Annotated in this window: 21 protein-coding genes; 8 read left to right on the forward strand and 13 right to left on the reverse strand. The window is 60.0% G+C overall.

Going from position 1 to position 26,849, the window contains the following annotated elements:
* Positions 1-10 precede the first annotated feature (10 nt).
* Positions 11-1,201: a methionine adenosyltransferase gene (gene metK / locus B195_RS01670; protein ID WP_004419612.1), complete on the reverse strand. Its 1,191-nt coding sequence runs from the start codon at positions 1,199-1,201 to the stop codon at positions 11-13.
* A gap of 19 nt (positions 1,202-1,220) precedes the next feature.
* Positions 1,221-2,216 carry a metalloregulator ArsR/SmtB family transcription factor gene (locus B195_RS01675; protein ID WP_004419611.1) on the reverse strand — a complete coding sequence of 332 codons (996 nt, stop codon included), beginning with the start codon at positions 2,214-2,216 and terminating at the stop codon, positions 1,221-1,223.
* Between the two features lie 272 nt (positions 2,217-2,488).
* Here B195_RS01675 and tkt point away from each other — a divergent pair, with 272 nt between their 5' ends.
* From tkt to fba, 5 genes are all read left to right on the forward strand, one after another.
* The gene (tkt, locus tag B195_RS01680; RefSeq protein ID WP_004419610.1) at positions 2,489-4,486 is read left to right on the forward strand and encodes a transketolase; all 1,998 of its coding nucleotides are present in this window, start codon (positions 2,489-2,491) and stop codon (positions 4,484-4,486) included.
* A 106-nt stretch (positions 4,487-4,592) separates the two neighbouring features.
* Positions 4,593-5,648: an erythrose-4-phosphate dehydrogenase gene (epd, locus tag B195_RS01685; RefSeq protein ID WP_004419609.1), complete on the forward strand. Its 1,056-nt coding sequence runs from the start codon at positions 4,593-4,595 to the stop codon at positions 5,646-5,648.
* A gap of 26 nt (positions 5,649-5,674) precedes the next feature.
* On the forward strand, positions 5,675-6,838 hold the full coding sequence (locus tag B195_RS01690) for a phosphoglycerate kinase (RefSeq protein WP_004419608.1): 1,164 nt from the start codon (positions 5,675-5,677) through the stop codon (positions 6,836-6,838).
* A 32-nt stretch (positions 6,839-6,870) separates the two neighbouring features.
* Entirely contained in the window at positions 6,871-7,089 is a 219-nt protein-coding gene (locus B195_RS01695) for a hypothetical protein (RefSeq protein WP_004419607.1), read from the forward strand.
* Positions 7,090-7,348: 259 nt separating this feature from the next.
* Positions 7,349-8,413, forward strand: a complete 1,065-nt coding sequence (gene fba, locus B195_RS01700; protein WP_004419605.1) for a class II fructose-bisphosphate aldolase — start codon at positions 7,349-7,351, stop codon at positions 8,411-8,413.
* Between the two features lie 57 nt (positions 8,414-8,470).
* Here the strand turns inward: fba and B195_RS01705 are convergent, their stop codons facing one another.
* Entirely contained in the window at positions 8,471-8,845 is a 375-nt protein-coding gene (locus tag B195_RS01705; protein ID WP_004419603.1) for a hypothetical protein, read from the reverse strand.
* Between the two features lie 397 nt (positions 8,846-9,242).
* On the opposite strand from B195_RS01705, the gene B195_RS01710 reads away from it, so the two are divergent.
* Together B195_RS01710 and B195_RS01715 are read left to right on the forward strand one after the other, a co-directional pair.
* A complete protein-coding gene (locus tag B195_RS01710; RefSeq protein WP_004419601.1) occupies positions 9,243-9,743 on the forward strand; it encodes a M48 family metallopeptidase in 501 nt (166 codons plus the stop codon).
* Positions 9,744-9,798: 55 nt separating this feature from the next.
* Positions 9,799-10,095: a helix-turn-helix domain-containing protein gene (locus B195_RS01715; RefSeq protein WP_004419599.1), complete on the forward strand. Its 297-nt coding sequence runs from the start codon at positions 9,799-9,801 to the stop codon at positions 10,093-10,095.
* Here the strand turns inward: B195_RS01715 and B195_RS01720 are convergent.
* From B195_RS01720 to betI, 10 genes are all read right to left on the reverse strand, one after another.
* On the reverse strand, positions 10,086-10,553 hold the full coding sequence (locus B195_RS01720; protein ID WP_004419598.1) for a GNAT family N-acetyltransferase: 468 nt from the start codon (positions 10,551-10,553) through the stop codon (positions 10,086-10,088). The genes B195_RS01715 and B195_RS01720 overlap by 10 nt on opposite strands.
* 65 nt (positions 10,554-10,618) lie before the next feature.
* Positions 10,619-12,793, reverse strand: coding sequence for a YccS family putative transporter (gene yccS / locus B195_RS01725; RefSeq protein WP_004419597.1), 2,175 nt, complete (start codon positions 12,791-12,793; stop codon positions 10,619-10,621).
* Positions 12,794-12,938: 145 nt separating this feature from the next.
* The gene (locus B195_RS01730; RefSeq protein ID WP_004419595.1) at positions 12,939-14,117 is read right to left on the reverse strand and encodes an NAD(P)/FAD-dependent oxidoreductase; all 1,179 of its coding nucleotides are present in this window, start codon (positions 14,115-14,117) and stop codon (positions 12,939-12,941) included.
* Positions 14,118-14,248: 131 nt separating this feature from the next.
* Positions 14,249-15,586, reverse strand: a complete 1,338-nt coding sequence (gene dbpA / locus B195_RS01735) for an ATP-dependent RNA helicase DbpA (RefSeq protein ID WP_232286864.1) — start codon at positions 15,584-15,586, stop codon at positions 14,249-14,251.
* 192 nt (positions 15,587-15,778) lie between these two features.
* Positions 15,779-17,209: a multidrug transporter subunit MdtD gene (gene mdtD / locus B195_RS01740; RefSeq protein WP_004419591.1), complete on the reverse strand. Its 1,431-nt coding sequence runs from the start codon at positions 17,207-17,209 to the stop codon at positions 15,779-15,781.
* A 141-nt stretch (positions 17,210-17,350) separates the two neighbouring features.
* Complete coding sequence (locus B195_RS01745) at positions 17,351-18,688, reverse strand: TldD/PmbA family protein (RefSeq protein WP_037001653.1); 1,338 nt, start codon at positions 18,686-18,688, stop codon at positions 17,351-17,353.
* Complete coding sequence (locus B195_RS01750) at positions 18,688-20,130, reverse strand: TldD/PmbA family protein (protein WP_004419588.1); 1,443 nt, start codon at positions 20,128-20,130, stop codon at positions 18,688-18,690. The genes B195_RS01745 and B195_RS01750 overlap by 1 nt, the downstream gene beginning before the upstream one ends.
* A gap of 237 nt (positions 20,131-20,367) precedes the next feature.
* A complete protein-coding gene (gene betA / locus B195_RS01755) occupies positions 20,368-22,071 on the reverse strand; it encodes a choline dehydrogenase (protein WP_004419586.1) in 1,704 nt (567 codons plus the stop codon).
* Positions 22,072-22,189: 118 nt separating this feature from the next.
* Positions 22,190-23,662 carry a betaine-aldehyde dehydrogenase gene (betB, locus tag B195_RS01760; RefSeq protein WP_004419584.1) on the reverse strand — a complete coding sequence of 491 codons (1,473 nt, stop codon included), beginning with the start codon at positions 23,660-23,662 and terminating at the stop codon, positions 22,190-22,192.
* 109 nt (positions 23,663-23,771) lie between these two features.
* On the reverse strand, positions 23,772-24,365 hold the full coding sequence (betI, locus tag B195_RS01765; protein WP_004419582.1) for a transcriptional regulator BetI: 594 nt from the start codon (positions 24,363-24,365) through the stop codon (positions 23,772-23,774).
* 453 nt (positions 24,366-24,818) lie between these two features.
* On the opposite strand from betI, the gene B195_RS01770 reads away from it, so the two are divergent.
* Positions 24,819-26,759 carry a BCCT family transporter gene (locus B195_RS01770; RefSeq protein WP_232286863.1) on the forward strand — a complete coding sequence of 647 codons (1,941 nt, stop codon included), beginning with the start codon at positions 24,819-24,821 and terminating at the stop codon, positions 26,757-26,759.
* Positions 26,760-26,849 lie beyond the last annotated feature (90 nt).

The following is a 26,849-nucleotide window of genomic DNA, read 5'->3' on the forward strand; positions in this document are numbered from 1 at the left end:
GCAGGTTCAGTTAGAAACCGGCAGCAGTGCGCAGCTCTTCAGCACGGTCGGTACGTTCCCACGTGAACGTGGTGAAGGTATCGTCACCGACAGTCTTGACCTGCGGTGTACGGCCGAAGTGGCCGTACGCAGCAGTTTCCTGGTACATCGGGTGCAGCAGGTCAAGCATGGTGGTGATGGCGTATGGACGCAGGTCGAACACTTCACGTACCAGCTTGATGATTTTGTCGTCGGAGATTTTGCCGGTGCCAAAGGTGTTCAACGAAATCGAAGTCGGTTGAGCGACGCCGATAGCGTAGGAAACCTGAATTTCGCAACGCTCGGCCAGGCCGGCTGCCACGATGTTCTTGGCCACGTAACGACCGGCATAGGCCGCCGAACGGTCAACCTTGGATGGATCCTTGCCCGAGAACGCGCCGCCGCCGTGACGGGCCATGCCGCCATAGGTGTCAACGATGATCTTGCGTCCGGTCAGGCCGCAGTCGCCCACCGGGCCACCGATGATGAACTGGCCGGTCGGGTTGATGTGGAACTGGGTGTCCTTGTGCAGCAGCTCGGCTGGCAGCACATGCTTGACGATCAGCTCCATCACGCCTTCGCGCAGATCTTTGTAGGAGACATCCGGGTTGTGCTGGGTCGACAGTACGATGGCGTCGATCGCCACAACTTTGCCGCCCTCGTAGCGGCAAGTGACCTGGGACTTGGCGTCCGGACGCAGCCACGGCAGCAGGCCGGATTTGCGGGCTTCAGCCTGACGCTGAACCAGCTGGTGGGAGAAAGTGATCGGCGCCGGCATCAGCACGTCAGTTTCGTTGCTGGCGTAGCCGAACATCAGGCCCTGGTCGCCGGCACCCTGATCTTCAGGCTTGGCACGGTCAACACCCTGGTTGATGTCGGGCGACTGCTTGCCGATGATGTTCATCACGCCGCAGGTCGCGCCGTCGAAGCCAACGTCGGAGCTGTTGTAGCCGATGTCGGTGATCACATCACGGACGAGCTGCTCCAGGTCAACCCAGGCCGAGGTGGTGACCTCGCCCGCGATGATTGCTACGCCGGTTTTCACCAGAGTTTCGCACGCCACACGGGCGAACTTGTCTTCAGCAATGATGGCGTCCAGCACCGCATCAGAAATCTGGTCGGCGATTTTGTCCGGATGCCCTTCAGACACGGACTCGGAGGTGAAAAGGGAGTATTCGCTCATCTCGACGGTTTCCTAATATTTACCGATGGTGAGTGTCGCCAGCCGGCCGCTGAAAGTGGCGGACCTGAATCTGGAAACCATTACGTAAGCCTACATAGAGGCTTTCCCCGGGAACGAGTCCCGCAGCGGTGGCCCAATGGGCCAGATCATCTTGTTCAAAACCCAGCCACAGATCACCGCAGGCTTCGCGGGCCCATGCCTGATTATGGCTGCACAACTCTGTTACCAGCAGGCTACCGCCAGGGCGCAACAAGTTGGCCAGTTGCCTGAATGCTTCGGCCGGTGCGGCGAAATGGTGCAAGACCATGTTCACAACGACACAATCGGCTTGGATCTGTGCATCCTGCAAAGCGTCAGCGAGGATCAGGCTGACGTTCTCCAGTGACTCGCGTTCACACAACTGGCGGGCCAGTTCAAGCATCGCCGGGCTGTTGTCCAGTGCCGTGACCTGGTGAAAGCGACGGGCCAGGTCAGGCAAGAAACTGCCATCTCCGGGGCCCACTTCCAGGGCCGTGGCCGCTGGGTTGAAGCTTAGTTTGTCGAGCAAGGCCAGGACGCTATCCCGGTACTGCGGCAAACCTGCGATCAAATCCTGTTGAGCGCGAAACTTTTCGGCGACCCGCGAGAAAAAGTCCTGACTGGCCGCAGCACGTTGCCCATGGACGGCACTGATACGTGCCTGTACATCGGTGGGCAGGGTCAGGTTGTCGACTTCTTCCAGCAGTGCTGCGTGCAACTTCCCGCCCGGCAGTTCGGTGTGGGGCAGGGCACGGCGATAAAAAATGGCATTGCCTTCGCGTCGGGTTGCCACCAGTTGCGCCTGTGACAGCACCTTGAGGTGGTGGCTCATGCCTGACTGGCCGGTGGCGAAAATATGGGTCAACTCCAGCACGCCAAACGAATCATTGGCCAGCGCGCGCAACACATTCAGTCGCAGCGGATCGCCTCCGGCCTTGCACAGGGCCAAGAGCTCATCGCAATCGTCGTGGCGGATTGAAGGCGCGTGTAGGTTCATGGGGCCGCAGTCTAGTTACCCCGTTCGCGGCCCGCAAGTTCAATATCAAAACTTTTCGATATTGGGTGATGGATGGCGCGTTTGTCGGATGGGTTGTGTCTATTAACGAAACGAAATGTCCGATCCTTAACAGCTTGAACGGTTAAGCACAGGAAAAACGCCCCAAGTGACTATCTGTCATTGCCCCGAAGGCAGTGCCTGAGGGAAAATGCTCGCCTTTTTTGCGTTCCGTTTTATTTAAGTTCGTTTTTACCAAACCTAGGAGAACAGCGATGCCCAGCCGTCGTGAGCGTGCCAACGCCATTCGTGCACTCAGCATGGATGCCGTGCAAAAAGCCAACAGCGGCCATCCCGGTGCCCCTATGGGTATGGCGGATATCGCCGAAGTACTGTGGCGCGATTATCTGAAGCACAACCCGAGCAACCCTTCATTCGCTGACCGTGACCGCTTCGTGCTGTCCAACGGCCACGGTTCGATGCTGATTTACTCGTTGCTGCACCTGACCGGCTATGACCTGTCGATCGAAGACCTGAAAAACTTCCGTCAACTGCACAGCCGTACCCCGGGCCACCCGGAGCTGGGCTACACGCCGGGCGTTGAAACCACCACCGGTCCTCTGGGCCAGGGTTTCGCCAATGCCGTGGGTTTTGCTCTGGCAGAAAAAGTCATGGGCGCGCAGTTCAACCGTCCTGGCCATAACATTGTTGACCACCACACCTACGTATTCATGGGTGATGGCTGCATGATGGAAGGCATTTCCCACGAAGTTGGCTCGTTGGCCGGCACCCTGGGCCTGAGCAAACTGATCGCGTTCTACGATGACAACGGCATCTCCATCGATGGCGAAGTTGAAGGCTGGTTCACCGACGACACGCCAAAGCGTTTCGAAGCCTACAACTGGCAAGTGATCCGCAACGTTGACGGTCACGACCCGGAAGAAATCAAAACCGCGATCGAGACTGCACGCAAAAGCGACAAGCCAACGCTGATCTGCTGCAAAACCACCATCGGTTTCGGCTCGCCGAACAAACAGGGTAAAGAAGACTGCCACGGCGCTCCATTGGGCCTGGAAGAAATCGCTCTGACCCGCAAGGCGCTGAACTGGAACCACGGTCCTTTTGAAGTCCCGGCCGATATCTACGCCGAATGGGATGCCAAGAAAGCCGGTGCTGTTGCCGAGTCCGAGTGGGACAAGCGCTTCGCCGCCTACGCCGCCGAGTTCCCGGAGCTGGCTGCAGAACTGTCCCGTCGCCTGAGCGGCAAGCTGCCAGCTGACTTCGATGCCAAGGCTACTGCCTACATCAATGAAGTGGCTGCCAAAGGCGAAACCATCGCCAGCCGTAAAGCCAGCCAGAACGCCCTGAACGCCTTTGGCCCGCTGTTGCCTGAACTGCTGGGCGGCTCTGCTGACCTGGCCGGTTCCAACCTGACCCTGTGGAAAGGCTGCAAAGGTGTTTCGGCTGAAGACGCCAGCGGCAACTACATGTACTACGGCGTACGTGAGTTCGGCATGAGCGCCATCATGAACGGCATCGCCCTGCACGGCGGCCTGGTGCCTTACGGCGCTACCTTCCTGATGTTCATGGAATACGCCCGTAACGCCATCCGCATGTCGGCCCTGATGAAGCAGCGTGTGATCTATGTATTCACCCACGACTCCATCGGTCTGGGCGAAGACGGCCCGACGCACCAGCCGGTGGAGCAACTCACCAGCCTGCGTACCACGCCGAACCTGGACACCTGGCGTCCGGCCGACGCGGTGGAATCTGCCGCGGCCTGGAAATTCGCCCTGGAGCGCAACGACGGTCCGTCCGCGTTGATCTTCTCGCGTCAGAACCTTAACCATCAAACCCGTGATCCTGCACAAATCGCAGACATCAATCGTGGCGGTTACGTGCTCAAGGACTGTGCAGGCGAGCCTGAACTGATCCTGATCTCGGCCGGTTCCGAAGTGGGCCTGGCGGTTCAGGCTTACGAGAAGCTGACCGAACAGGGCCGCAAGGTGCGCGTGGTTTCGATGCCATGCACCAGCGTTTACGAAGCTCAAGACGCAGGCTACAAGCAGTCGGTTCTGCCGCTGCAGGTCAGCGCGCGGATTGCGATCGAAGCTTCCCATGCAGACTACTGGTACAAGTACGTGGGCCTGGAAGGCCGCGTTATCGGCATGACCACCTACGGCGAGTCGGCGCCTGCGCCTGCCTTGTTCGAAGAGTTCGGTTTCACCCTGGAAAACATCCTGGGTCAGGCTGAAGAGCTGCTGGAAGACTAAAAGCGCCAGATCGCGAGCAAGCTCGCGCCTGCAGGATGGTTATTCATTCTGCAGGCGCGGCCTTGCTCGCGATGGCATTAGCGTCACCCGACAATTCGAGAACCCCATGCCTCAACCGCGTCCTTACAAAGTTGCACTCAACGGCTACGGCCGGATTGGTCGTTGCGTCTTGCGTGCGTTGTTTGAGCGAGGGGCCGCTGCCGGGTTTGAAATTGTTGCACTCAATGACTTGGCCGATATGGCCAGCCTCGAATATTTGACGCGCTTCGACTCCACCCATGGCCGGTTCCCCGGCGAGATACGGATCGAAGGCGACTGCCTGCATATCAATGGCGACTGCGTGAAAGTGTTCCGCAGTGCCACCCCGGAAGGGATCGACTGGGCCGCGCTGGGCGTTGACCTGGTGCTGGAATGCTCCGGCGTCTACAACACCCGCGCCGACGCCCAGCGCTTTCTTGATGCCGGGGCTCCCCGCGTATTGTTTTCGCAACCGATGGCCAGCGACTCCGATGTCGACGCCACCATCGTGTACGGCGTCAACCAGCACACGCTGACCGGCGAAGAGCGTCTGGTGTCCAATGCCTCCTGCACCACCAACTGCGGCGTGCCGCTGTTGCGCTTGCTGGATCAGGCGTTTGGTCTGGAGTACGTGTCGATCACCACCATTCACTCGGCGATGAACGATCAGCCGGTGATTGATGCCTACCACCACGAAGACTTGCGTCGTACCCGTTCGGCGTTTCAGTCAGTGATTCCGGTCTCCACCGGCCTGGCCAAAGGCATCGAACGTTTATTGCCGGAACTTGCCGGCCGAATCCAGGCCAAAGCAGTTCGGGTGCCGACGTTAAACGTGTCGTGCCTGGACATTACCCTGGTCACGGCGCGCGACACCGACGCCGTGGAAGTCAACCGCGTGCTGCGCGAGGCTGCCACCAGCGGCCCGCTCAAAGGCTTGTTGGCCTATACCGAATTGCCCCACGCCAGTTGTGATTTCAACCATGATCCGCATTCGGCGATTGTTGATGCCAGTCAGACCCGGGTTTCCGGCCCACGGCTGGTGAACCTGCTGGCCTGGTTTGACAACGAATGGGGTTTTGCCAATCGAATGATCGATGTGGCAGAGCACTATTTGCACGTTACCCACCCCAACCCCGCTCTCTAACATTAGAAACTCAGGAACTGCGACCCATGACCGTGTTGAAGATGACCGACCTCGATCTGCAAGGTAAGCGCGTACTGATCCGCGAAGACCTCAACGTCCCGGTAAAGGACGGTGTAGTCACCAGCGATGCGCGCATCCTTGCTTCGCTGCCGACCATCAAGCTGGCGTTGGAAAAAGGCGCGGCTGTCATGGTCTGCTCGCACCTGGGACGTCCGACTGAAGGCGAGTTCTCGGCTGAAAACAGCCTCAAGCCTGTCGCCGAGTACCTGAGCAAAGCCCTTGGCCGCGACGTGCCGCTGGTCAGCGACTACCTCGATGGCGTCGACGTTGAGCCCGGCAACATCGTGCTGTTCGAAAACGTGCGCTTCAACAAGGGCGAAAAGAAAAACGCCGACGAGCTGGCCAAGCAATACGCCGCCCTGTGCGACGTATTTGTAATGGATGCGTTCGGTACTGCGCACCGTGCCGAAGGTTCGACCCACGGCGTAGCCAAGTTCGCCAAGGTTGCAGCGGCAGGCCCGTTGCTGGCGGCCGAGCTGGAAGCACTGGGCAAGGCCCTGGGCGCCCCGGCCAAGCCAATGGCGGCGATCGTTGCTGGCTCCAAGGTGTCGACCAAACTTGAAGTGCTCAACAGCCTGAGCCAGATCTGCGACCTGTTGATCGTGGGTGGCGGTATCGCCAACACCTTCCTTGCCGCGGCGGGTCACCCGGTGGGCAAATCGCTGTACGAGCCGGATCTGCTGGACACTGCCCGCGCCATCGCGGCCAAGGTCAACGTGCCTTTGCCGACTGATGTGGTGGTTGCCAAGGAATTCGCTGAGTCGGCTGTAGCGACGGTCAAACTGATCGCTGACGTGGCAGCAGACGACATGATCCTGGATATCGGTCCGCAAACGGCCGCGCACTTCGCAGAACTGCTGAAGTCGTCCAAAACCATTCTGTGGAACGGCCCGGTGGGCGTCTTTGAATTCGACCAGTTCGGCGAAGGCACCAAAACGCTGGCCAAAGCGATTGCCGAAAGTTCGGCATTTTCCATCGCTGGCGGCGGCGACACCCTGGCGGCCATCGACAAGTACGGTATTGCCGATCAGATTTCTTACATCTCCACCGGCGGCGGTGCATTTCTCGAGTTCGTTGAGGGCAAGGTATTGCCTGCCGTTGAAATCCTGGAAAGCCGCGCCAAAGCCTGAACATGACTCAGGCCCTGAAAGGAAGCATCGACATGGTCAAGTTGTTACCGCTGTTAATGATTGCGGGCTTTTTGGCCGGTTGTGCCGGTTCGAGCAAGCCGACGCCCGAGGCTGCAACCCCTGAAGAGAGTGGTTGCTACCAGGCAGAATGGCAGGCGCAGAGTGTGCCGCTGGTGAATAAACGCTCAGGGCCGGAGGCGCTGGAGAAATACGAGTCGCCCCAACCTTCAAAAGAGCACGGGTGCCCGTAAAGCGGGTGAGAGATATTGTGGCAGCTGGCCTGCCAGCGATGGCATCGAGGCGGTTTGCCTGGCAGACCGTATTACCTGCATCGCTGGCAAGCCAGCTCCCACATTAAATAGCGAGTAGCTATAGCTGAAGCTGTAACGTTTCAGCTCGACAGAATTCGCATTTCAGGGGCGCGCCCCCGATCTGCAATAACTTGAATAGCAGCCGCCGCTACGGCAGGCTTGCACGATTAACGACCCTCGTCCGGGAGAGACACACACAATGGCACTTATCAGCATGCGCCAGATGTTGGACCACGCCGCCGAATTCGGCTACGGCGTTCCAGCCTTCAACGTCAACAACCTTGAGCAGATGCGCGCCATTATGGAAGCCGCTGACAAGACTGACTCCCCGGTGATCGTTCAGGCTTCGGCCGGTGCGCGTAAATACGCAGGTGCACCGTTCCTGCGTCACCTGATCCTGGCGGCAATCGAAGAATTCCCGCATATCCCGGTGTGCATGCACCAGGACCACGGCACCAGCCCTGACGTCTGCCAGCGCTCGATCCAGCTGGGCTTCAGCTCGGTGATGATGGACGGCTCGCTCGGCGAAGACGGCAAAACGCCGACCGACTACGACTACAACGTGCGTGTCACTCAGCAGACTGTTGCCCTGGCCCACGCCTGCGGCGTATCGGTTGAAGGCGAGCTGGGCTGCCTGGGTTCCCTGGAAACCGGCATGGCTGGCGAAGAAGACGGCATCGGCGCAGAAGGCGTTCTGGATCACAGCCAGATGCTGACCGACCCGGAAGAAGCGGCTGACTTCGTCAAGCGCACCCAAGTGGACGCCCTGGCTATCGCCATCGGTACTTCCCACGGCGCTTACAAGTTCACCAAGCCACCTACCGGTGACGTGCTGGCCATCGACCGGATCAAAGAGATCCACAAACGTATCCCCAACACTCACCTGGTGATGCACGGTTCGTCGTCTGTGCCACAAGAGTGGCTGGCGATCATCAATGAATTCGGCGGCGACATCAAAGAAACCTACGGTGTGCCGGTAGAAGAAATCGTTGAAGGCATCAAGCACGGCGTGCGCAAGGTCAACATCGACACCGACCTGCGTCTGGCATCCACTGGCGCCATGCGTCGCCTGATGGCCACCAACCCGAGCGAGTTCGACCCGCGCAAGTTCTTCGGCGCAACCGTGACCGCCATGCGTGACGTGTGTATCGCACGTTACGAAGCCTTCGGTACTGCCGGTAATGCCTCGAAGATCAAGCCGATCTCCCTCGAAGCCATGTACCAGCGCTACCTCAAAGGTGAGCTGAACGCCAAGGTCAACTAAGACCCTGGCGTTTAAAAAAGCCCGCTGCGATTCGCAATGCGGGCTTTTTTGTGGGCGTCATCCGGGACGCTGTAATTGCTCCGGGTCGACGCCGTTGCCCTGGAGCAGTGCATCCACCAGCGAACGGGCCATTTCCACCGAGTGCACCAGCGACCACACCAAGCCGCGCTCGATGCCACTGGCCATTTCAGTGATCTCGTCCGAGACCTCTTCTGCGCTCTTGAGCATCACTGAGACATGCACCAGGGCTTCCAGTGCAGGGATGTCGGGCAACACTGCAAAGGGAGAGCGGGGGCTGATTTTCAGGGGCCGGGTAGGTTCAAGCTCATCGAGCAGGGCGGGCGCAGCGCGCAGGCGGTCGAGAATGCGCCGGGTTGCTTCATCGTATTGATGATCATCGCGCTTGATACGTTTGGGCTTGGAAGCTTTCATGGGTTTTCCACGCAGGCCATCATTCGAGCCAAGACTGAGGCGACTCAAGAAGATAGCCCCGTGACTTTCAGCGCAGCAAGTGGCACTCGAGGCGAAATTACATTCTAGGAAACGTCCTACGTGTTTCAGAGTAAGTTCTGACTTTGCGGCCCGGATGTCAGAGCTTGTTGTGGTCAATATCCAGTTTGCTGAACGCTCAGGTTCCAGGTTGCCAAATCAATCATGACTAGCCTTTAAAAATCGCCACTTACAGCGATAAAACCGCAGTGCAGGCTCTAAACCGGGACCTGGAAGGGAAGTCTTTATAAAGCCTGGCGGGTGGCCAGTTGAAGTGATGGCACTGCTTAATCCTGAATTCGCTACACTGGCGCACCTTTACGTTGTACGTTGGCGCCCCATGACTGTCCTCAAATACCTCCAGGCTTATCCCCAGACCTTGCAAGATCAGGTGCGTCACCTGATTGAGCGCGATCAGCTGGGCAGTTACCTGAGCGAGCGTTATCCACAACGTCACGCGGTGCAAAGCGACAAGGCCTTGTATGCCTATGCGCTGGAACTGAAGCAGGAACACCTGCGCAATGCGCCGTCCTTCGACAAGGTGCTGTTTGATAACAAGCTGGATCTGACCCACCGTGCGCTGGGTTTGCACACCACCATTTCGCGGGTGCAGGGCGGCAAGCTCAAGGCCAAGAAAGAGCTGCGCGTAGCTTCGTTGTTCAAGGAGGCGGCGCCAGAGTTTTTGAAAATGATCGTGGTCCATGAGCTGGCACACCTCAAGGAGTCAGATCACAACAAGGCGTTTTACAAGCTGTGTGAATACATGCAGCCGGGCTACCACCAGCTGGAATTTGACCTGCGGGTGTATCTCACGTGGCGCGACATGCAGGCTGGTCGATGACAACCTGCAGGCGCCTGCAGAAGTAGTCGCCAAGTACAGATATCAGGAGTTCTGAATGGAAGTCAGCAAAACCAAAAGCAGCTTTTACCGGCGCCTGTATGTGGCCTGGTTGATCGACAGCCAGACCGCCAGCAGTGTTCCAGCCCTGACCGAGGTCACCGGTATGCCGCGCCGTACCGCCCAGGACACCATCGCCGCGCTGGCCGATCTGGACATCGTCTGCGAATTCGAGCAGCAGGATGGTGCCCGCAATCATGCCGGCCGCTATCAGATTCACAGCTGGGGCCCGGTCGACAAGGCCTGGATCGGCCAGCATCTGGCGCAGATCAAGCAGGTACTCGGTTATCCCTGAGGTGTTTGATTACGGCGCATGCCGATATGCGGGATGTCATCTTCAAGATAGATTTCGCCCTCGGCGCTAAACCCGTGTTGCTCATAGAACGGCTGCAAATGAGCCTGGGCTGACATGAACACGGGTTGCCCGGGCCAGTAGTCATCGATATTTTCCAGTGCTTGAGCCAGCAGCTCGTGCCCCAGCTTTTGCCCGCGGCCCGCGGGGGCAATGATCACCCGGCCAATGACCACATCACCGCCCTGGGAATCAGGATCGAGCAGCCGGGCGTATGCCACCAGCTGGTTGTTCTGCCAGCCCATCAGGTGCAGGGTATCGCCACTGAGGTCTTGTCCATCGACGTCCTGATAGGCGCATTTTTGCTCGACGACAAATACCTCCGAACGCAGCTCCAGTATGGCGTAGAGCTGTTCCTTGCCCAGATCGGTGTGGTGTTTGCAGAGCCAGTCAGTGGTCACGGTCCAGTCCTTGTGCGAGAAAACGATCAGCGGATAGTAGGCCCGAAGCCCGGTGGCGCCAAGCGCTAAGGCGCTTTGATCAAATGCGCGGCCAGGGTCCGCAATGGCCCCAGCTGACGGCAAATCAGCGCCAGCTGGGTTTGCACCAGGCGCTGGCTTTCGTCGAGCTCATCCGGCATCTGTTCCAGCTCATTGGCCAGCGCTTCTTCTTCGTCACTCTGCACCGCCACGGCCTGTTTGGTGGTCAGGCCTTGAGCGATCAGGTCGATGCTGTCAGCGATCCTGCGCCCAGCGCCTTCGATCAAGTGCTCGCGAATGTCGCTGGGCAACCGGGTATCGCGGTGCGCGCCCAGGCCCGACAAATAGCTGAGCAGGGTGTGTGAAAGCACCAAAAAGCGGAAGCCCATATCGGCATCCTTTCGGAAGTGCCCCGGCTCCATCAGCATGTTGGCCAGTGTGGTCGACAGGGCAGCATCGGCGTTGTGGGCGTTGCGCCGCGCCAGACGATACGCCAGGTCGTCACTTTTGCCCTGGGCGTACTGGTGCATGATTTGCCGCAGGTACTGACTGTTGCAACTCAAGGTATTGGCCAGCACCTGATTCAGGCGTCGGCCCTGCCAGTCAGGCAAGAACAGGAACACCGCTGCGGCAGCAATCACGCTGCCCACCAGGGTATCGAACAGTCTTGGCAGAAACAGCCCGTAACCGTCGCCCACCTGATTGAAGCAAAACAGAATCATCAGGGTGATGGCGGCAGTGCTCAAGGTGTAGCGGGTAGTGCGGTTGATAAAGAACACCACCCCGGCCACCACCGCGAACATCGATTGCACCAGCGGGTTGGGGAACAGGTCGAACAGCGCCCAGCCCACGGCCAGGCCGATGGCCGTACCTATGATCCGCTGGCTGAACTTGCGGCGTGTCGCGCCGTAACTCGGCTGGCACACAAACAGCGTGGTGAGGATGATCCAGTAACCCTGGCTGGGATGAATCCAGTGCACCATCGCAAAGCCGATGGACAACGCCAACGGCAGGCGCAGGGCGTGGCGGAAAATCAGCGAAGTGGGGGTGAGGTGCTGGCGCAAGCGCGACCACACATCCTTGAGGTTGCGCGGCGAACGATCCAGCAGGCTGCTGTCGGTGGCATCGGCAAGGCTGTCAGGGTTGCTGGCATCGCTCAGCAGGCGGTCCAGCGTACCGAGGTTGGCGGCCAGCGCCCGCAGTGAACGCAACAGCCCGCGCCAGGCCGGGTTGCTCTGGATGCGCAGATGCTCCAGGGAGGCGTGCAGATCGCCCAGGGCCTCGGCAAAGCTGTCGTCATAGACGAATGGCTGGCGCAGCTTGATCGACTCTGACAAGCGCTGGCAGGCCACGCCTTGCTGGCGCAACAGACGCTGGCAGCGGAACATCACATCGCTGTGAAAGAACGCCTCGGCCAGTGCGTTGTACGGGTAATGGGAGGAGCTGGCGCGCTCGTGGATGTCCTGCGCGAGGAAGTACAACTTGAGGTAGCGGCTGAGCTTGGACCCCGGCCTGGAGTTGCCGACCCGGTGCAAAATGATTTCCTTGGCGCTGTTCAGGGCGGCCACCACCTTGCCGTTCTGGCGTGCCAGTTCCAGCCGGCCGGCCTCGACATCCAGCTTGCGCACGGGCTCGAACAGCGAGGACTTGATCTTCAGATACAGGCCCAGCTCCCAGAACAGCCGCGCCAGGCTTTGCTGTACCGGCTGGTGGGAAAACAGGGCCTGCCACAGTACCGACAGCAGCCCGTACCAGGCCGCGCCCGCCACCAGCAGCAAGGGCTCGTGCCAGAAATTGAGCACTTCCCCGCCGCGCTGATCGACCCCGATCATGGTGTACACGGCCAGAATCAGCGTGGCTGAGGCAATCGCCCCGTAGCGCTCGCCCAGCGCCCCGAGCATGGTCAGGCCGAAGCTGGCCAGCGCCAGTGCGCAGACCATCAACCAGGGGTAGGGGAAAAGTAATTCGACACTGAAGGCCGAGGCACTGAAACACACCAGGGTCACCAGCAACGCGTTCAGTCGGCCTTGCCAGCTGTCATCGGTCTCGGACAGGGCGCTGGCGATAATCCCCAGGAACAGCGGGATCAGCAGTGACATCTCGTCCTGATACCAGCAAAAAGCCATGCTGCCGGTCAGGGCGATAAATACGCGAACGCTGTAACTGAACTTGTCCCGTGCCCACAAGCGGCGCAGGGACTGACTGAAGGAGGTCGATGACATGGAGGTGGCGGTGCCTGGCTCGTATTTCGCTAAATTGAGCCAGATAAGACGACAGCGCAATGACACTCTTCACATCGGACACAAAATATTTTTTGACTCAGACTCTGTAGCCGCAGCCTTCGACAGCGGCCACAGGGTGACGACGTCAGACGAACTGCGCCGCGGCGTACCCCGAAGCCCACGCCCACTGGAAGTTGAAACCGCCCAGATGGCCGCTCACATCCAGCACTTCACCGACAAAGTACAAGCCGGGGCTCTTCAGCGACTCCATGGTCTTGGATGACACTTCACGGGTATCGACCCCGCCCAGTGTCACTTCCGCGGTGCGATAGCCCTCGGTGCCGGCCGGTACCACTTTCCAGCACGCCAGCCTGTCAGCCACTTCCGCCAGCTCGCCCGGGGTGTATTGCTTCATGGGCTTGGACACAAACCAGTGCTCGGCCAGCAAGTTGGCCATCTTCTTGGTGAAAATCTCACCGAGCAGAGTCTTCAGTTCGCTGTTCGGACGTTCGGCCTGCTGGGTGTGCAGCCAGCTCAGCGCGTCGAGGTCGGGCAGCAGGTTGATTTCAACCGTATCGCCGGAGTTCCAGAACGACGAAATCTGCAAGATCGCCGGTCCGCTCAAACCGCGGTGGGTGAACAGGATATTTTCCCTGAAGCTCTGATCGTTGCAGCTCACCAGGCAGTCCACCGAAGTACCGGAGAGCTCGATGCAAATCTCTTTGAGCTGATCGGTGATGGTGAAGGGCACCAGACCTGCGCGGGTCGGCAGCAAGGTGTGACCAAACTGCCTGGCCACTTGATAGCCGAAACCGGTGGCGCCGAGGGTCGGAATCGACAGGCCGCCGGTGGCGATCACCAGCGACTGACAGTTCAACTGATCCAGGGTGGTGTTGAGGCTGTAGCCGGTTTCGGTTTTTTCGATCTGCTCCACCGAGGTGTCCAGGTGCAGGCTGACGCCGGCCTGTTGGCACTCGCTCAGGAGCATTTCGAGGATGTCGCTGGATTTGTTATCGCAAAACAGCTGGCCGAGTTTCTTCTCGTGGTAGGGCACGCCGTGCTTGCTGACCAGTTCGATGAAATCCCATTGGGTGTAACGCGCCAGCGCCGACTTGCAGAAGTGCGGGTTCTGCGACAGGAAATTGTTCGGTTCGGTGTACATGTTGGTGAAGTTGCAGCGGCCACCGCCCGACATCAGGATCTTCTTGCCCGCCTTGTTGGCGTGGTCAATCAGCATCACCTTGCGCCCACGCCCGGCAGCGCTCAGCGCGCACATCAAACCTGCGGCGCCAGCGCCAATAATCACAACGTCGGTAGAGCGCAAAGCGGTGTCCTCACAAAAATTCTCTGTTTAAAAGCACTGTGGGAGCTGACTTGCCAGCGATGCAGGCAACCCGGTCCGAGGTGCTGACATCGCCGGCAAGCCAGCTCCCACAATGAGTGTGTCGTTTGGGTTTACAAAACCCGGACGCGCAGTACGCGGCCTTTGATTTTGCCTTCGCTCAGGCGCTGGGCCGCTTGCTTGGCAATAGTGCGGTCAACGGCCACGTAGGCCTGGAAGTCAAAGATCGCGATCTTGCCGACCTGGGCGCCGGGGATGCCCGCGTCGCCAGTCAGGGCGCCAAGGATGTCGCCCGGGCGAACCTTGTCTTTACGGCCTGCACCAATCACCAGAGTGCTCATGGCCGGCAGCAATGGCGCGCCGCCCTGGGATTTCAGGGTGTCCAGGGTTTCCCAGTTCAGCGGAGCTTTCTGCAGTTGCTCGATGGCCTGGGCGCGGTGCGCTTCGGACGGAGCAACCAGGCTGATCGCCACCCCTTTTTCGCCAGCGCGGCCGGTACGGCCGACACGGTGAATGTGGATTTCCGAATCGCGGGCCAGTTCGACGTTGAGCACCATGTCCAGTGCATCGATGTCCAGACCACGGGCGGCAACGTCTGTGGCTACCAGTACCGAAGTCGAACGGTTGGCGAACATCGCCAGTACCTGGTCACGGTCGCGCTGTTCCAGGTCGCCGTGCAGGCCGACGGCGGAAATGCCCTTGGAGGTCAGGTGATCAACGGTTTCCTGAACCTGCTGCTTGGTGAAGCAGAAAGCCACGCACGATTGCGGACGGAAATGCGCGAGCACTTTGGTCACGGCGTCCATGCGTTCTTCAGGCGAGATTTCGTAGAAACGTTGCTCGATCTGGCTGTCAGTGTGCAAGGCCTCAGCTTTTACCTGCTGCGGGTTGCGCATGAACTTGGACGACAGTTGCTTGATACCGACCGGGTAGGTGGCCGAGAACAACAGGGTCTGACGGCGTTCCGGAGTCTGGCGGATGATGTCTTCGATGGCATCGTAGAAGCCCATGTCGAGCATGCGGTCAGCTTCGTCGAGTACCAGAGTGTTGAGGCCGTCGAGTTTCAGCGAGCCTTTGCGCAAGTGCTGCTGGATGCGCCCCGGGGTGCCGACGATGATGTGCGCGCCGTGCTCCAGCGAACCGATCTGCGGGCCGAAGGACACGCCGCCACACAGGGTCAGCACCTTGATGTTGTCTTCGGCGCGAGCCAGACGGCGGATCTCTTTGGCAACCTGGTCAGCGAGTTCGCGGGTCGGGCAGATCACAAGGGCCTGGCAACCGAAGAAACGCGGGTTGATCGGGTTCAGCAGGCCGATGCCGAAGGCGGCAGTTTTGCCGCTGCCGGTCTTCGCCTGGGCGATCAGGTCCATGCCTTTGAGGATCACCGGCAAGCTCTGCGCCTGGATCGGCGTCATCTGGGCATAACCGAGGGAGTCGAGGTTAGCCAGCATGGCGGCGGACAGAGGCAGAGAGTTAAAAGCGGTGGCAATGGTGGTCACGAGACTGGCCTGCAAAACAAAATGTCGCGCAGTGTAACAGCCCTATGCCCTTAGCCTGAACATTCTGGACGAGTTGTCATCTGAACCCTGACAACTCTGTAGGAGCGAGCTGTTAAAAAGCTCGCTCCTACAGGTGTTGCGTTCTTAATGCTCCAGGTCGTGCTCCGAGTTGGCCTTGGGCTTGCGCCCGTCCTTGGGTGACAGCTGCAGGAAGATCGCGGCCGCCAGCATTGCCATGATGCCCACTGTCAGGAAGGTCAGCTGGAATGCTCCAAGTACCGTATCCACCCCCTCATCGCCGCCATCGCCGGTAAAACCGCCGAGCAGGGCCCCGGCGCACGCCACACCCAGGCTCAAGGACAGCTGCGCGACCACCGACAGCAAACTGTTGCCGCTGCTGGCGCTGGCGTCGTCGAGGTCGATCAGGGTCACAGTGTTCATGGCCGTGAATTGCAGCGAGTTGATCGCGCCCAGAACGGCCAGCATCCCCAGCAGCAGCGGGTACGGCGTGTGCTCGGTGACCAGGCCCATGCTGGCCAGCATCAGGCCCAGGGCAAAGGTATTGGTCGTGAGCACGGTGCGATAGCCCACGCGCTCGATCAGCGGCCGCGCCACCCACTTGGCCAGCATTGCGGCGGCCGCCAGTGGCAGCATGCTCATCCCGGCCTGGGACGGCGAATAGCCCAGGGCGACCTGCAGCAGCAGCGGCACCAGAAACGGCAAGGCGCCGCTGCCGAGCCGGGCAAACAGGTTGCCCAATATACCCACGGCAAAGGTCCTGGTTTTAAACAGCACCGGCGAGAACAGCGGGTTGCTGATATTGCCTGCCCGCAGCCAATAGGCCGCCAGGCACGCCAGCCCCGCGAACAGCAGCAACATCACCCGCAGGTGCGGCATGTGCAATTCGCCCAGGCCTTCCATGGCAATGGTGATAAACACCATCGCGGCGCCAAACAGCACAAAGCCCAGGGTATCGAAGCGCGTACGCTCGCTGCCGCGCAGGTCCGGGATGAAGTGCCAGACCGCCCAGCAGCCGAGCATTCCGACGGGCAGGTTGATCAGGAAAATCCAGTGCCAGCTCAGGTACTGCACCATCCAGCCGCCCATGGTCGGCCCGATCAGGGGGCCGAGCAAACCGGGGATGGTGATAAAGCCCATGATCCGCACCAGCTCCGAACGCGGATAAGCCTTGAGCACCACCAGTCGCCCGATGGGCAGCATCAAGGCACCGCCCAGGCCCTGGACGATACGTGCGCCGATCAGCTCGTTGAGCGTGCCGGACAGCGCGCACAGCAACGAACCGAAACTGAACAGGAGGATGGCGCTGAAGAAGATCTTTTTGGTGCCGAAGCGGTCGGCGATCCAGCCTGATGCCGGGATCAGCAGTGCAACGGTAAGCATGTAGGCGACGATCACGCCTTGCATGCGCAGCGGGTTTTCTTTCAGGTCGCTGGCCATGTCGGGCAGTGCGGTATTGAGGATGGTGCCGTCGAGCGACTGCATGAAAAACGCGATGGCCACTACCCAGGGCAACCAGCGAAGGACTTCAGGACTTAGAACCGGACGTACGGGCATAGGACCTCTTTTTATGAACAGTCGAGAACCCGCTGCGGGGCCGGTTGGCCCCACTCTGTGGGAGCCGGCTTGCCGGCGATGGTCAGGAAAGCCCGGTTGCACCAATCGCCGGCAAGCCGGTTCCCACAGTGGGCAGGGGGGTTAAAGCGTCAATGTCAGTTTTTTTACCAGTGCCCCCGGCAACAGGTTTGACGCGGTCTGGCGCTGGTCATAGGTGCTGGCCGACAACAGCAGCTCGCGCTCTGCGGTCAGTGCTTCAAGTTGTGAACCCAGCAGACTATAGACGCTGTCATCAAAGCGCATGGTGTTGACCGGTGCCTTGATTTCGCCGTTTTCCACCCAGAACGTGGCGAAGCGCGTCATGCCGGTCAGGCGTGCCGCCGACTGGTCGGAGTAGTTCAGGTACCACAGGTTGCTGATGTATAGCCCGGTACCCAACTGCTTGAGGATATCGGCCTGTTCCAGGCTGCCCGCTGCCATCGCCAGTGCGCTGGGCCCTTCACCCCAGGGCGCGCCGTTGACCTCGAGGCCGTACTCGGCAGCACTGCGCGAGCCCACCAGTTGCTGGTTGGCCTTGCCGTGCCTGACCAGCGACAGGTCCTGGCGCGGATAACCCTCAGCGGAAAACGCCGGGCTCAGGGACTGGCTGACCTGTTCGTCCAGCGACACCAGCGGGCTCAGCTGCGCATCGCCGGCGTAGAGTTTTTGCAGCGGGCTGTACTTGCTGGCCAGGGCCTGGGCCGAAAAACCACCCCAGCTCAACATGCTCATCACTTCTTCCAGTGCCGCCGGAGCCAGATAAGCACGGTATTCGCCGGGTGCCAGGGCATGCAACGGACGATCCAGATAGGCCAGCTGTTCGCGGGCCGATTGCATGCGCCGGGCAAAGCCCTCGCTGTCCCAGTCGGCCCCGGCGTAGCTGGCTTTGACCGCCTGGCCGTTGCTGTGGAACAGGCTCCAGTCAAAATTGAAACTGTTGGCCTGATGCCAGCCCAGTGCGCCTTCGGAGCTGGCGTAGCCATAGCTGATCGGGCCGCTGGCATAAAAGCCCACCAGATCGATGCCCTCGGCGGCGCGGCGGATTTCCTCCAGCACCCGGGCGGTGTCCGGCAACGGCTGGTCCTGCACATTGTGGCTTTGCCACGGCTCGGGGTTGAGCAGCAGCCAGGGATCAACCGGCAGCAGGGGCAGGGTGTCGCGCAATTGTTGCAGTGCTTCGGACAAGCGCTGCTGATCGACCGCCAGTTCACCGGCGAGGGTGATGCTGACGTCAGCGTGACGCCCGTTGTCGATCAGCTTCAGGCTCAGGCTCGCCTGCTGCACCAGCCCTGCCTGGCGTACCTTGCCCTTGTTGAAACGAATAAATTCCGAGGCTTCGGCATTGTAGTCCAGGGTGAATTGCTCGGGACTGCGCAGCGCATCGCGCAGCCACTGCACCAGTGCCTTGAACTGCCCGGCCTGACTCATTGGGGTACTCATCAGGCATCGCCTCCAAACACGTCGATATTACTGAACACGCAGGCCGGGGATGCATGGCCCACCCGGATCACCTGATTGGGTTCGCCTTTGCCGCAGTTGGGGGTACCCAGCACCTTGAACGTGCTGGCGTCGCCCACGGCGCTCAGGTTGCGCCAGAACTGCTCGGAGATACCGCGGTAGTTGGGGTTCTTGACCACGCCCTTGAGTTCACCGTTTTCGATCAACTGACCCCATTCGCAGCCGAACTGGAATTTGTTGCGCGCATCGTCAATCGACCATGAGCGGTTGGTGGCCATCAGGATTCCGTTTTCGATATTGCCAATCAGTTGCGCCATCGACTGGTCGCCGGGTTCGATATTGAGGTTGGCCATACGGTCTATCGGTGGACGATTCCAGCTGCAGGCGCGGCTGTTGGCTACGCCGTCGAGACCTGCGCGAAATTGCGACAGCGCTCCGCCCAAAGGCCGCAGCAGCAAACCTTCACGGATCAGGAACTCCTTGTGCGCCGGGGTACCGTCGTCGTCAAAGCTGTAGCTGGCCAACTGCTCGGCAATGGTCGGGTCGAAGGTCACGTTGAGCAGCCTGGAGCCGTATTGCAGGTTGCCGAAGTCACCGGCCTTGACGAAGCTGGTGCCCGCGTAATTGCGCTCGTCGCCCAGAATGCGGTCAAGCTCCAGCGGGTGGCCGATGGACTCGTGAATCTGCAGAATCATCTGGTCGGGCAGCAACAGCAGGTCGCGCTGGCCCTGGGGCGTGTTGGGCGCAAGCAGCAACTGCAGGGCTTGCTCGGCGACCTGGGGCGCGGCGCCGATCAAGCCGCAGCGGCCAATCACATCCACGCCGCCTTGCTGGCCAAAGTTTTCCCGGCCCAGGCTGCGGGTCTGGCTGTCATTGCCGTCATAGGCGGTGACGCTCATGCCCGGAAACACGAAGCGCTGGGCCCGGCGCAACTCGGCGCCGGCGCTGTTGAGATAAATCTGCTCGACGTGGTTGAGTCCCAGGGACACGTCCCAGCTCACCAGTCGCGGGTCTTTGGGCACGGCTGCCGACTCGGCGCCCAGCAGCTCAAAGCACTGGCTGAGGGACGGGAATGTCTGGTCCAGATCGGGCGAGTAATAGTCGGCGCGTTCCGGGGATACCGGTTCCAGGGTCAGGTCGAGCAACGCGTGGGGCGTGATCAGGCGGGCCTGGGCCTCGGCACGATCCAGGGCGGCCTGCAAACCGGCCTGTGACAGGTCGTTGGTGGCGGCATAGGCTTCAACGCCCTTGACCCGCACGGTCAGCATCGCGCCCTGGTCGTGACTGAAGGCAGGAGGTTCTGCAACGTTCTTGCGTACCGACAGGTGTTGCCCGGACTCGCGCACATAACGCAACGAAAAGAACTCGGCCCGGGTGCGCAACGCGGCAAAGCGCTGCTTGAGCTGAGGGTAGAAATCGAACATGCACAGACCTCCGAACATCGGAAAGTGTATCGAAGCTTGGGTTTGGGAACTGAAGCGAGGCACTAGAGTAGGCCTGCGTTGAGGCCGGGACAAGCGGGGAGGGATGAAACTGCAGCGGTTGCGGGAGCGGGCTTGCCCGTGATGCGCACGACCCGGTACTTCAGGCAAATCGAGGTAATGCTATAGCGGGCAAGCCCGCTCCCACAGCAGCAGGAACGGGCTCAATCGCAATCGCGGTTACTGCGCGGTACGGCTCACATCACGCAGCGGCTTGCCGCGTACCGGTGCATCGCCTGCAACGTAGTAGCTGGCTGTGCTGCGCGGCAGTGGCGCACGACCACGGATCTTGTCGGCGATTTTCTCGGCGATCATGATCGTTGGTGCGTTGAGGTTGCCGGTGGTGATCAGCGGCATGATCGACGCATCGACTACCCGCAGACCCTGCATGCCATGCACCCGGCCTTCGCCGTCCACTACGGCCATTTCGTCGGTACCCATCTTGCACGAGCAGGAAGGGTGGAACGCCGTTTCCGCGTGTTCACGGATAAAGGTGTCCAGCTCTTCGTCAGTCTGCTTGTCGATACCCGGGCTGATTTCACGGCCACGGTAAGCGTCCAGAGCCGGTTGCTGCATGATTTCCCGGGTCAGGCGGATGCCGTCACGGAATTCCTGCCAGTCCTGCTCGGCCGCCATGTAGTTGAACAGGATGCTCGGGTACTCGCGCGGGTCCTTGGACTTGACGTTGATCCGGCCCCGGCTCGGCGAACGCATGGAACCCATGTGTGCCTGGAAACCGTGCTCTTTCACACCGTTGCTGCCGTTGTAGTTAATCGCAACCGGCAGGAAGTGGTACTGGATGTTCGGCCATTCGAACTCTTCGCGGGTACGGATAAAACCGCCTGCTTCGAACTGGTTGCTGGCGCCGATGCCTTTGCCCAGGAACAACCACTCGGCACCGATGGCCGGCTGGTTGTACCACAGCAAGGACGGGTACAGCGAAACCGGCTGGGTGCATGCGTATTGCAGATACAGCTCCAGGTGGTCCTGCAGGTTCTGGCCGACGCCCGGCAGGTCGTGAACCACCGGGATATCGAGGCTGTTGAGCAGTTCGGCCGGGCCGACGCCGGAGCGTTGCAGCACGGTTGGCGAACCGATCGCGCCGCTGCACAGCAGCACTTCTTTACGGGCCTTGGCCAGAATGCGGGTGTCGCTGTCGCCGACCATGTAGGAAACGCCAACCGCACGCTTGCCTTCAAACTCGATCTTGTCGGTCAGGGCGTGGGTGACGATGGTCAGGGTCGAACGCTGCTTGGCGGTGTCCAGGTAACCGCGAGCGGTACTGGCACGACGACCGTTTGGCGTGACGGTGCGGTCCATCGGGCCGAAACCTTCCTGCTGGTAGCCGTTCAGGTCTTCGGTACGCGGGTAGCCTGCCTGTACGCCGGCTTCAACCATGGCGTGGAACAACACGTTGTTCCCCGCTTTTGGCGTAGTCACGCTGACCGGGCCATCACCGCCGTGGTAATCGTTGGCGCCGATGTCGCGGGTTTCCGCTTTACGGAAGTACGGCAGGCAGTTCAGGTAATCCCAGTCTTCGAGGCCTGGCAGTTTTGCCCAGCCGTCGTAGTCCATCGCGTTGCCACGGATGTAGCACATGCCGTTGATCAGGGAAGAACCGCCCAGACCTTTGCCACGGCCACATTCCATGCGGCGGTTGTCCATGTGGGGTTCCGGATCGGTTTCAAAGGCCCAGTTGTAGCGACGGCCTTGCAGCGGAAACGCCAGAGCCGCGGGCATCTGGGTCCGGAAATCTAAACGGTAGTCCGGGCCGCCTGCTTCGAGCAGCAGCACGGTGACGCCTTCGTCTTCAGTCAGACGGGTCGCCAGGGTGTTACCGGCAGAGCCGGCACCAATGATGATGTAATCGAATTCTTGGGACATAAAATGCACCCTCTTTGAAGTTGGTCAGGTCATGGCGAGCGCTTTGCCCTCGATCGCCGGCAAGCCGGGCTCCCACAAGGTGCGTGGGAGCTGGCGTGCCGGCGCTGGGGGCGCTGGCTTAGAACACCGAAACGTAATCGCCCAACTCAACCTGTACCGATTTGATCTGGGTGTACTGCGCCAGGGAGCTGATACCGTTTTCGCGGCCAATACCCGACTGCTTGTAGCCGCCTACCGGCATTTTTGCGTCGGACTCGCCCCAGGCATTGATCCAGCAAATGCCCGCTTCCAGCTGATGAATCACGCGGTGGGCGCGGTTCAGGTCTTTGGTCACGACACCGGCAGCCAGGCCGAACTCGGTATCGTTGGCGCGACGGATCACTTCTTCTTCGGTGTCGTAGGTGAGGATGCTCATCACCGGGCCAAAGATTTCTTCTTTGACGATGGTCATCTCATCGGTGCAGTCGGTGAACACGGTCGGTGCCACGAATGCGCCCTTGGCCAGGTCACCCTGGGTCAGACGTTCGCCGCCGCACAGGAGGCGGGCGCCTTCTTCCTTGCCCTTGGCAATGTAGCCCAGCACGCTTTCCATATGAGCAAAGCTGACCAGCGGACCGAAGTTGGTGTTTTCGTCTTCCGGGTTGCCGATACGAATACGGGCAACGCGCTCCAGAATCTTGGCTTCGAACGCTGCTTTCAGTGCGGTCGGGACGAACACGCGGGTGCCGTTGGTGCACACCTGGCCCGAGCTGTAGAAGTTGGCCATCATCGCGGTGTCAGCCGCGCGATCCAGGTCGGCGTCGTCAAAAATGATCAGCGGCGACTTGCCGCCCAGTTCCATGGTCACTTCTTTGAGCGAAGAGCTGGTGGCGCTGGAGGTAACTTTCTTGCCGGTGTCGGTGCCGCCGGTGAACGAGATTTTCTCGATGCGCGGATGCTCGGTCAGCCAGGTGCCGACTTCGCGGCCGCTGCCGGTCAGTACGTTAAACACGCCGTCCGGTACGCCGGCAGCGGTGTAGATCTCGGCCAGTTTCAAGGTGGTCAGGGAAGTGACTTCACTTGGCTTGAAGATCATCGCGTTACCGGCGGCCAGTGCCGGTGCGGATTTCCACAAAGCGATCTGGATCGGGTAGTTCCATGCGCCGATACCGGCCACAACGCCCAGCGGCTCGCGACGGGTGTAAACGAACGAAGTGTCGCGCAGCGGGATCTGCTCGCCCTGAATGGCGGGCACCAGGCCTGCGTAGTATTCCAGTACGTCGGCACCGGTCACGATGTCCACGTAACGGGTTTCGGAGTACGACTTGCCGGTGTCCAGGGTTTCCAGGGCAGCCAGTTCATCGTTGCGCTCGCGCAGGATGTCCACGGCCCGGCGCAGGATGCGCGAACGCTCCACGGCAGTCATGGCAGCCCAGATTTTCTGGCCTTTTTCGGCGCTGACAACAGCGCGCTCAACGTCTTCTTTAGTCGCACGTTGCACTTGCGCAAGGACTTCGCCGTTAGCCGGGTTGATGGCATCGAAGGTTGCATCGCTGCTGGCGTCGGTGTAGCCGCCGTCGATGTAGAGTTTTTGCAGTTCGAAACGGGCCATAAAATCCTCGCAAGTGCATAAGTGGTTGGCGTTCATCGTGAACCTGGATGCCATCTAACTGGGGCAACTCAGATTCACGACAGTTCAGGGGTTAAGCATTGATTGAGGCCTAACTCACCTTTTTCGCCAGTTGTAGATCCATGTATTCGTAGCAGATGCGTTGTGCCTGTTCGGTGTCGAAAGCGTCTCCCGACAGGGCACCCCGCAACCATAGACCATCGATGAGAGCTGCCAGGCCCCGTGCTGCATTGCGGGCTTGGGCCTGCGGCAAAACCCGGCGGAACTGGCAGCACAGATTGGAGTACAAGCGGTGATCGTTGATCCGCTGCAATCTGTGCAAAGACGGTTGGTGCATGCTGGCGGCCCAAAAGGCCAGCCAGGTTTTCATTGCCGGGCCACTGACCTGGCTGGCGTCAAAGTTGCCTTCAACGATTACCTGCAGGTGAGCCCTGGGGCTGTCATCGCTCAGCGCCTGGCGGCGGGCGGTGACGTTGTCGATCAAGACGTTCATCAAGTACCGCATGGTGGCGGCAATCAGACCGTTCTTGTCGCGAAAGTAGTGACTGATGATGCCATTCGACACACCGGCCAAACGGGCAATCAGCGCAATGCTGGCATCGGCCATCCCGACCTGATCGACTGCCGTTAACGTGGCTTCGATCAACTGCTGGCGGCGTATGGGTTGCATCCCGACCTTTGGCATCTTGCAAATCTCCTTGGGCCTGCGAGCAGTGCAAATCGATCACTGAGCGAAGACCAGTCTATTTTGTTTTGATTGAACGTTCAATCAACAAAGAATAAGCTCTGCGACAAATCGTCGCGATTTATGCCGTTTGCCTGGGCATCAATGGCGCAAAACGACACAGCAAACATCGCTGGAACCCCGGTTTTGTGTAGGAGCGAGCTTGCTCGCGAGCCCTGTAACGCGATTAAAAAGCTCGCGAGCAGGCTCGCTCCTACAGAAACAGCAGGGTCCGGGCGGGTCCGGTTTTTTTAGCGGTGTCTTTATATCACTCGACCGTTGGTCGCTATCTAAGCGTTTGGTCGAGTGGTGCGTAGCCTCAAGTCTTTCTCTCGCGCTGCCTGGAGCATCCGTGCCATGAGTTCTGCTTCTCTTATAAAGACCCCACCGCAAAAGGTGACGGTCAACGGTTGGGTGTTTTACACCTCCACTGCCTTGATATTGTTGCTGACTGCCATTTTGATCATCGCCCCCGAAGAAGCAGGCCGCGTACTGGGTGTTGCCCAGGAATGGCTGTCGCGCAGTTTCGGCTGGTACTACATGGTGGTGATCGCCGCTTACCTGATTTTCGTCGTGGGGCTGGCGTTTTCGTCCTATGGCAAGCTGAAACTGGGGACCAAGCAAGACACCCCCGACTTCAGCTACGGCGCCTGGGCCGGGATGCTGTTCTCGTCCGGCATCGGTATTTCGCTGTTGTATTTCGGCGCTTCCGAGCCCCTGGATCACTACTTCAACCCGCCTGAAGGGGTATCGGGCAGCCACGAGGCCGCGCGCCAGGCGCTGCAACTGACTTTCCTGCACTGGGGTCTGCACGGCTGGGCGATTTACGCACTGGTCGGTCTGGCCGTGGCTTACTTCGCCTATCGTCACAACCAGCCGCTGGCCCTGCGCTCGGCGTTGTATCCGTTGATGGGTGAACGCTGGGTCAAAGGCGCTGCGGGCCACGCAGTAGACGGCTTCGGCATGTTCGTGACGTTGCTTGGCCTGGTGACCAACCTGGGCATTGGCTCGATGCAAGTGTCGTCGGGGCTTGAGAACCTGTTCGGCATGGAGCACAGCAACACCAACTTGCTGATCGTGATCATCGTGATGAGCACCGTGGCCACCATCGCGGCGGTCTCGGGCGTTGAGAACGGCATTCGCCGTCTGTCCAACCTGAACATCGTGCTGTTCAGTGGCTTGCTGATTTTCGTGCTGTTGTTCGGCCCGACCCTGCACCTGCTCAACGGCTTTGTGCAAAACACCGGCGACTACCTCAACGGTATCGTCATGAAAACCTTCGACCTGTATGTCTATGAAGGCGACACCAAGAAGACCGAAGGCTGGTTGGGTCTGTGGACCCTGTTCTACTGGGCCTGGTGGATTTCCTGGGCCCCGTTCGTCGGCATGTTCATTGCGCGTATTTCCCGCGGGCGGACCGTGCGTGAACTGGTAGCGGGCGTATTGCTGATTCCGTTGGGCTTCACCCTGGCCTGGTTGTCGATCTTCGGTAACTCGGCCCTGGACCTGGTGGTTAACCAGGGGGCGGTGGAGTTGGGTAAAACGGCGCTCGAACAGCCGTCGATGGCAATTTACCAACTGCTTGAGCACTACCCTGCCTCGAAAATCGTGATCGGCGTGTCGATCTTTGTCGGCTTTGTACTGTTCCTGACCCCGGCGGATTCCGGTGCGGTAATGATGGCCAACCTGTCCTGCAAAGGCGGCGATGTGGATGAAGACGCCCCGCACTGGTTGCGCATCTTCTGGTCGGTGGTGATTACCCTGGTGACCATCGGTCTGTTGTTTGCCGGTAACTTTGCCGCCATGCAAACCATGGTGGTGCTGGCCGGCCTGCCGTTCTCGGTGGTGCTGATCCTGTTCATGTTCGGCCTGCACAAAGCGATGCGCCAGGACACCCAGATGGAACAGGAACAGGCTGAACTGGCGGCCCGTGGTCGCAGCGGCTTTTTCAGCGAGCGTTTGACCGCCCAGGACCTGCAGCCGACCCAGGCAGTGGTGCAGCGCTTTATGGACAAGCACGTGACTCCGGCACTGGAAGAAGCCGCCACGCAACTGCGTGCCCAAGGCTTTGATGTACAGACCCTGCTGGGTAAAGCCAAGCGTTGCATGGGCGTGCGGGTCGAGATGGAAGAAGGCAACCCGTTTGTCTACGAAGTCAGCCTGGACGGCTACATGGCGGCACCGGGCGAGTCTGGTCAGGATGAAGTGCGCAACCGTTACTACCGGGCTGAAGTGTATTTGCATAACGGCAGCCAGGAATACGACCTGATGGGCTTCACCCCAGAGCAAATCAGCCGTGACGTGCTCGACCAGTTTGAAAGCCATCGCCAGCTCCTTGGGCGGGTTTACAGCTAAATTAACGTCCCTCCTGCAGGAGCGGGCCTGTTCGCGAGCCGGTTTGAACAGCTCGCGAGCAAGCTCGCTCCTACAAGGTCAGTTACGGGC

The sequence above is a fragment of the Pseudomonas sp. Lz4W genome (assembly GCF_000346225.2).
Lineage (GTDB): Bacteria > Pseudomonadota > Gammaproteobacteria > Pseudomonadales > Pseudomonadaceae > Aquipseudomonas > Aquipseudomonas paraversuta.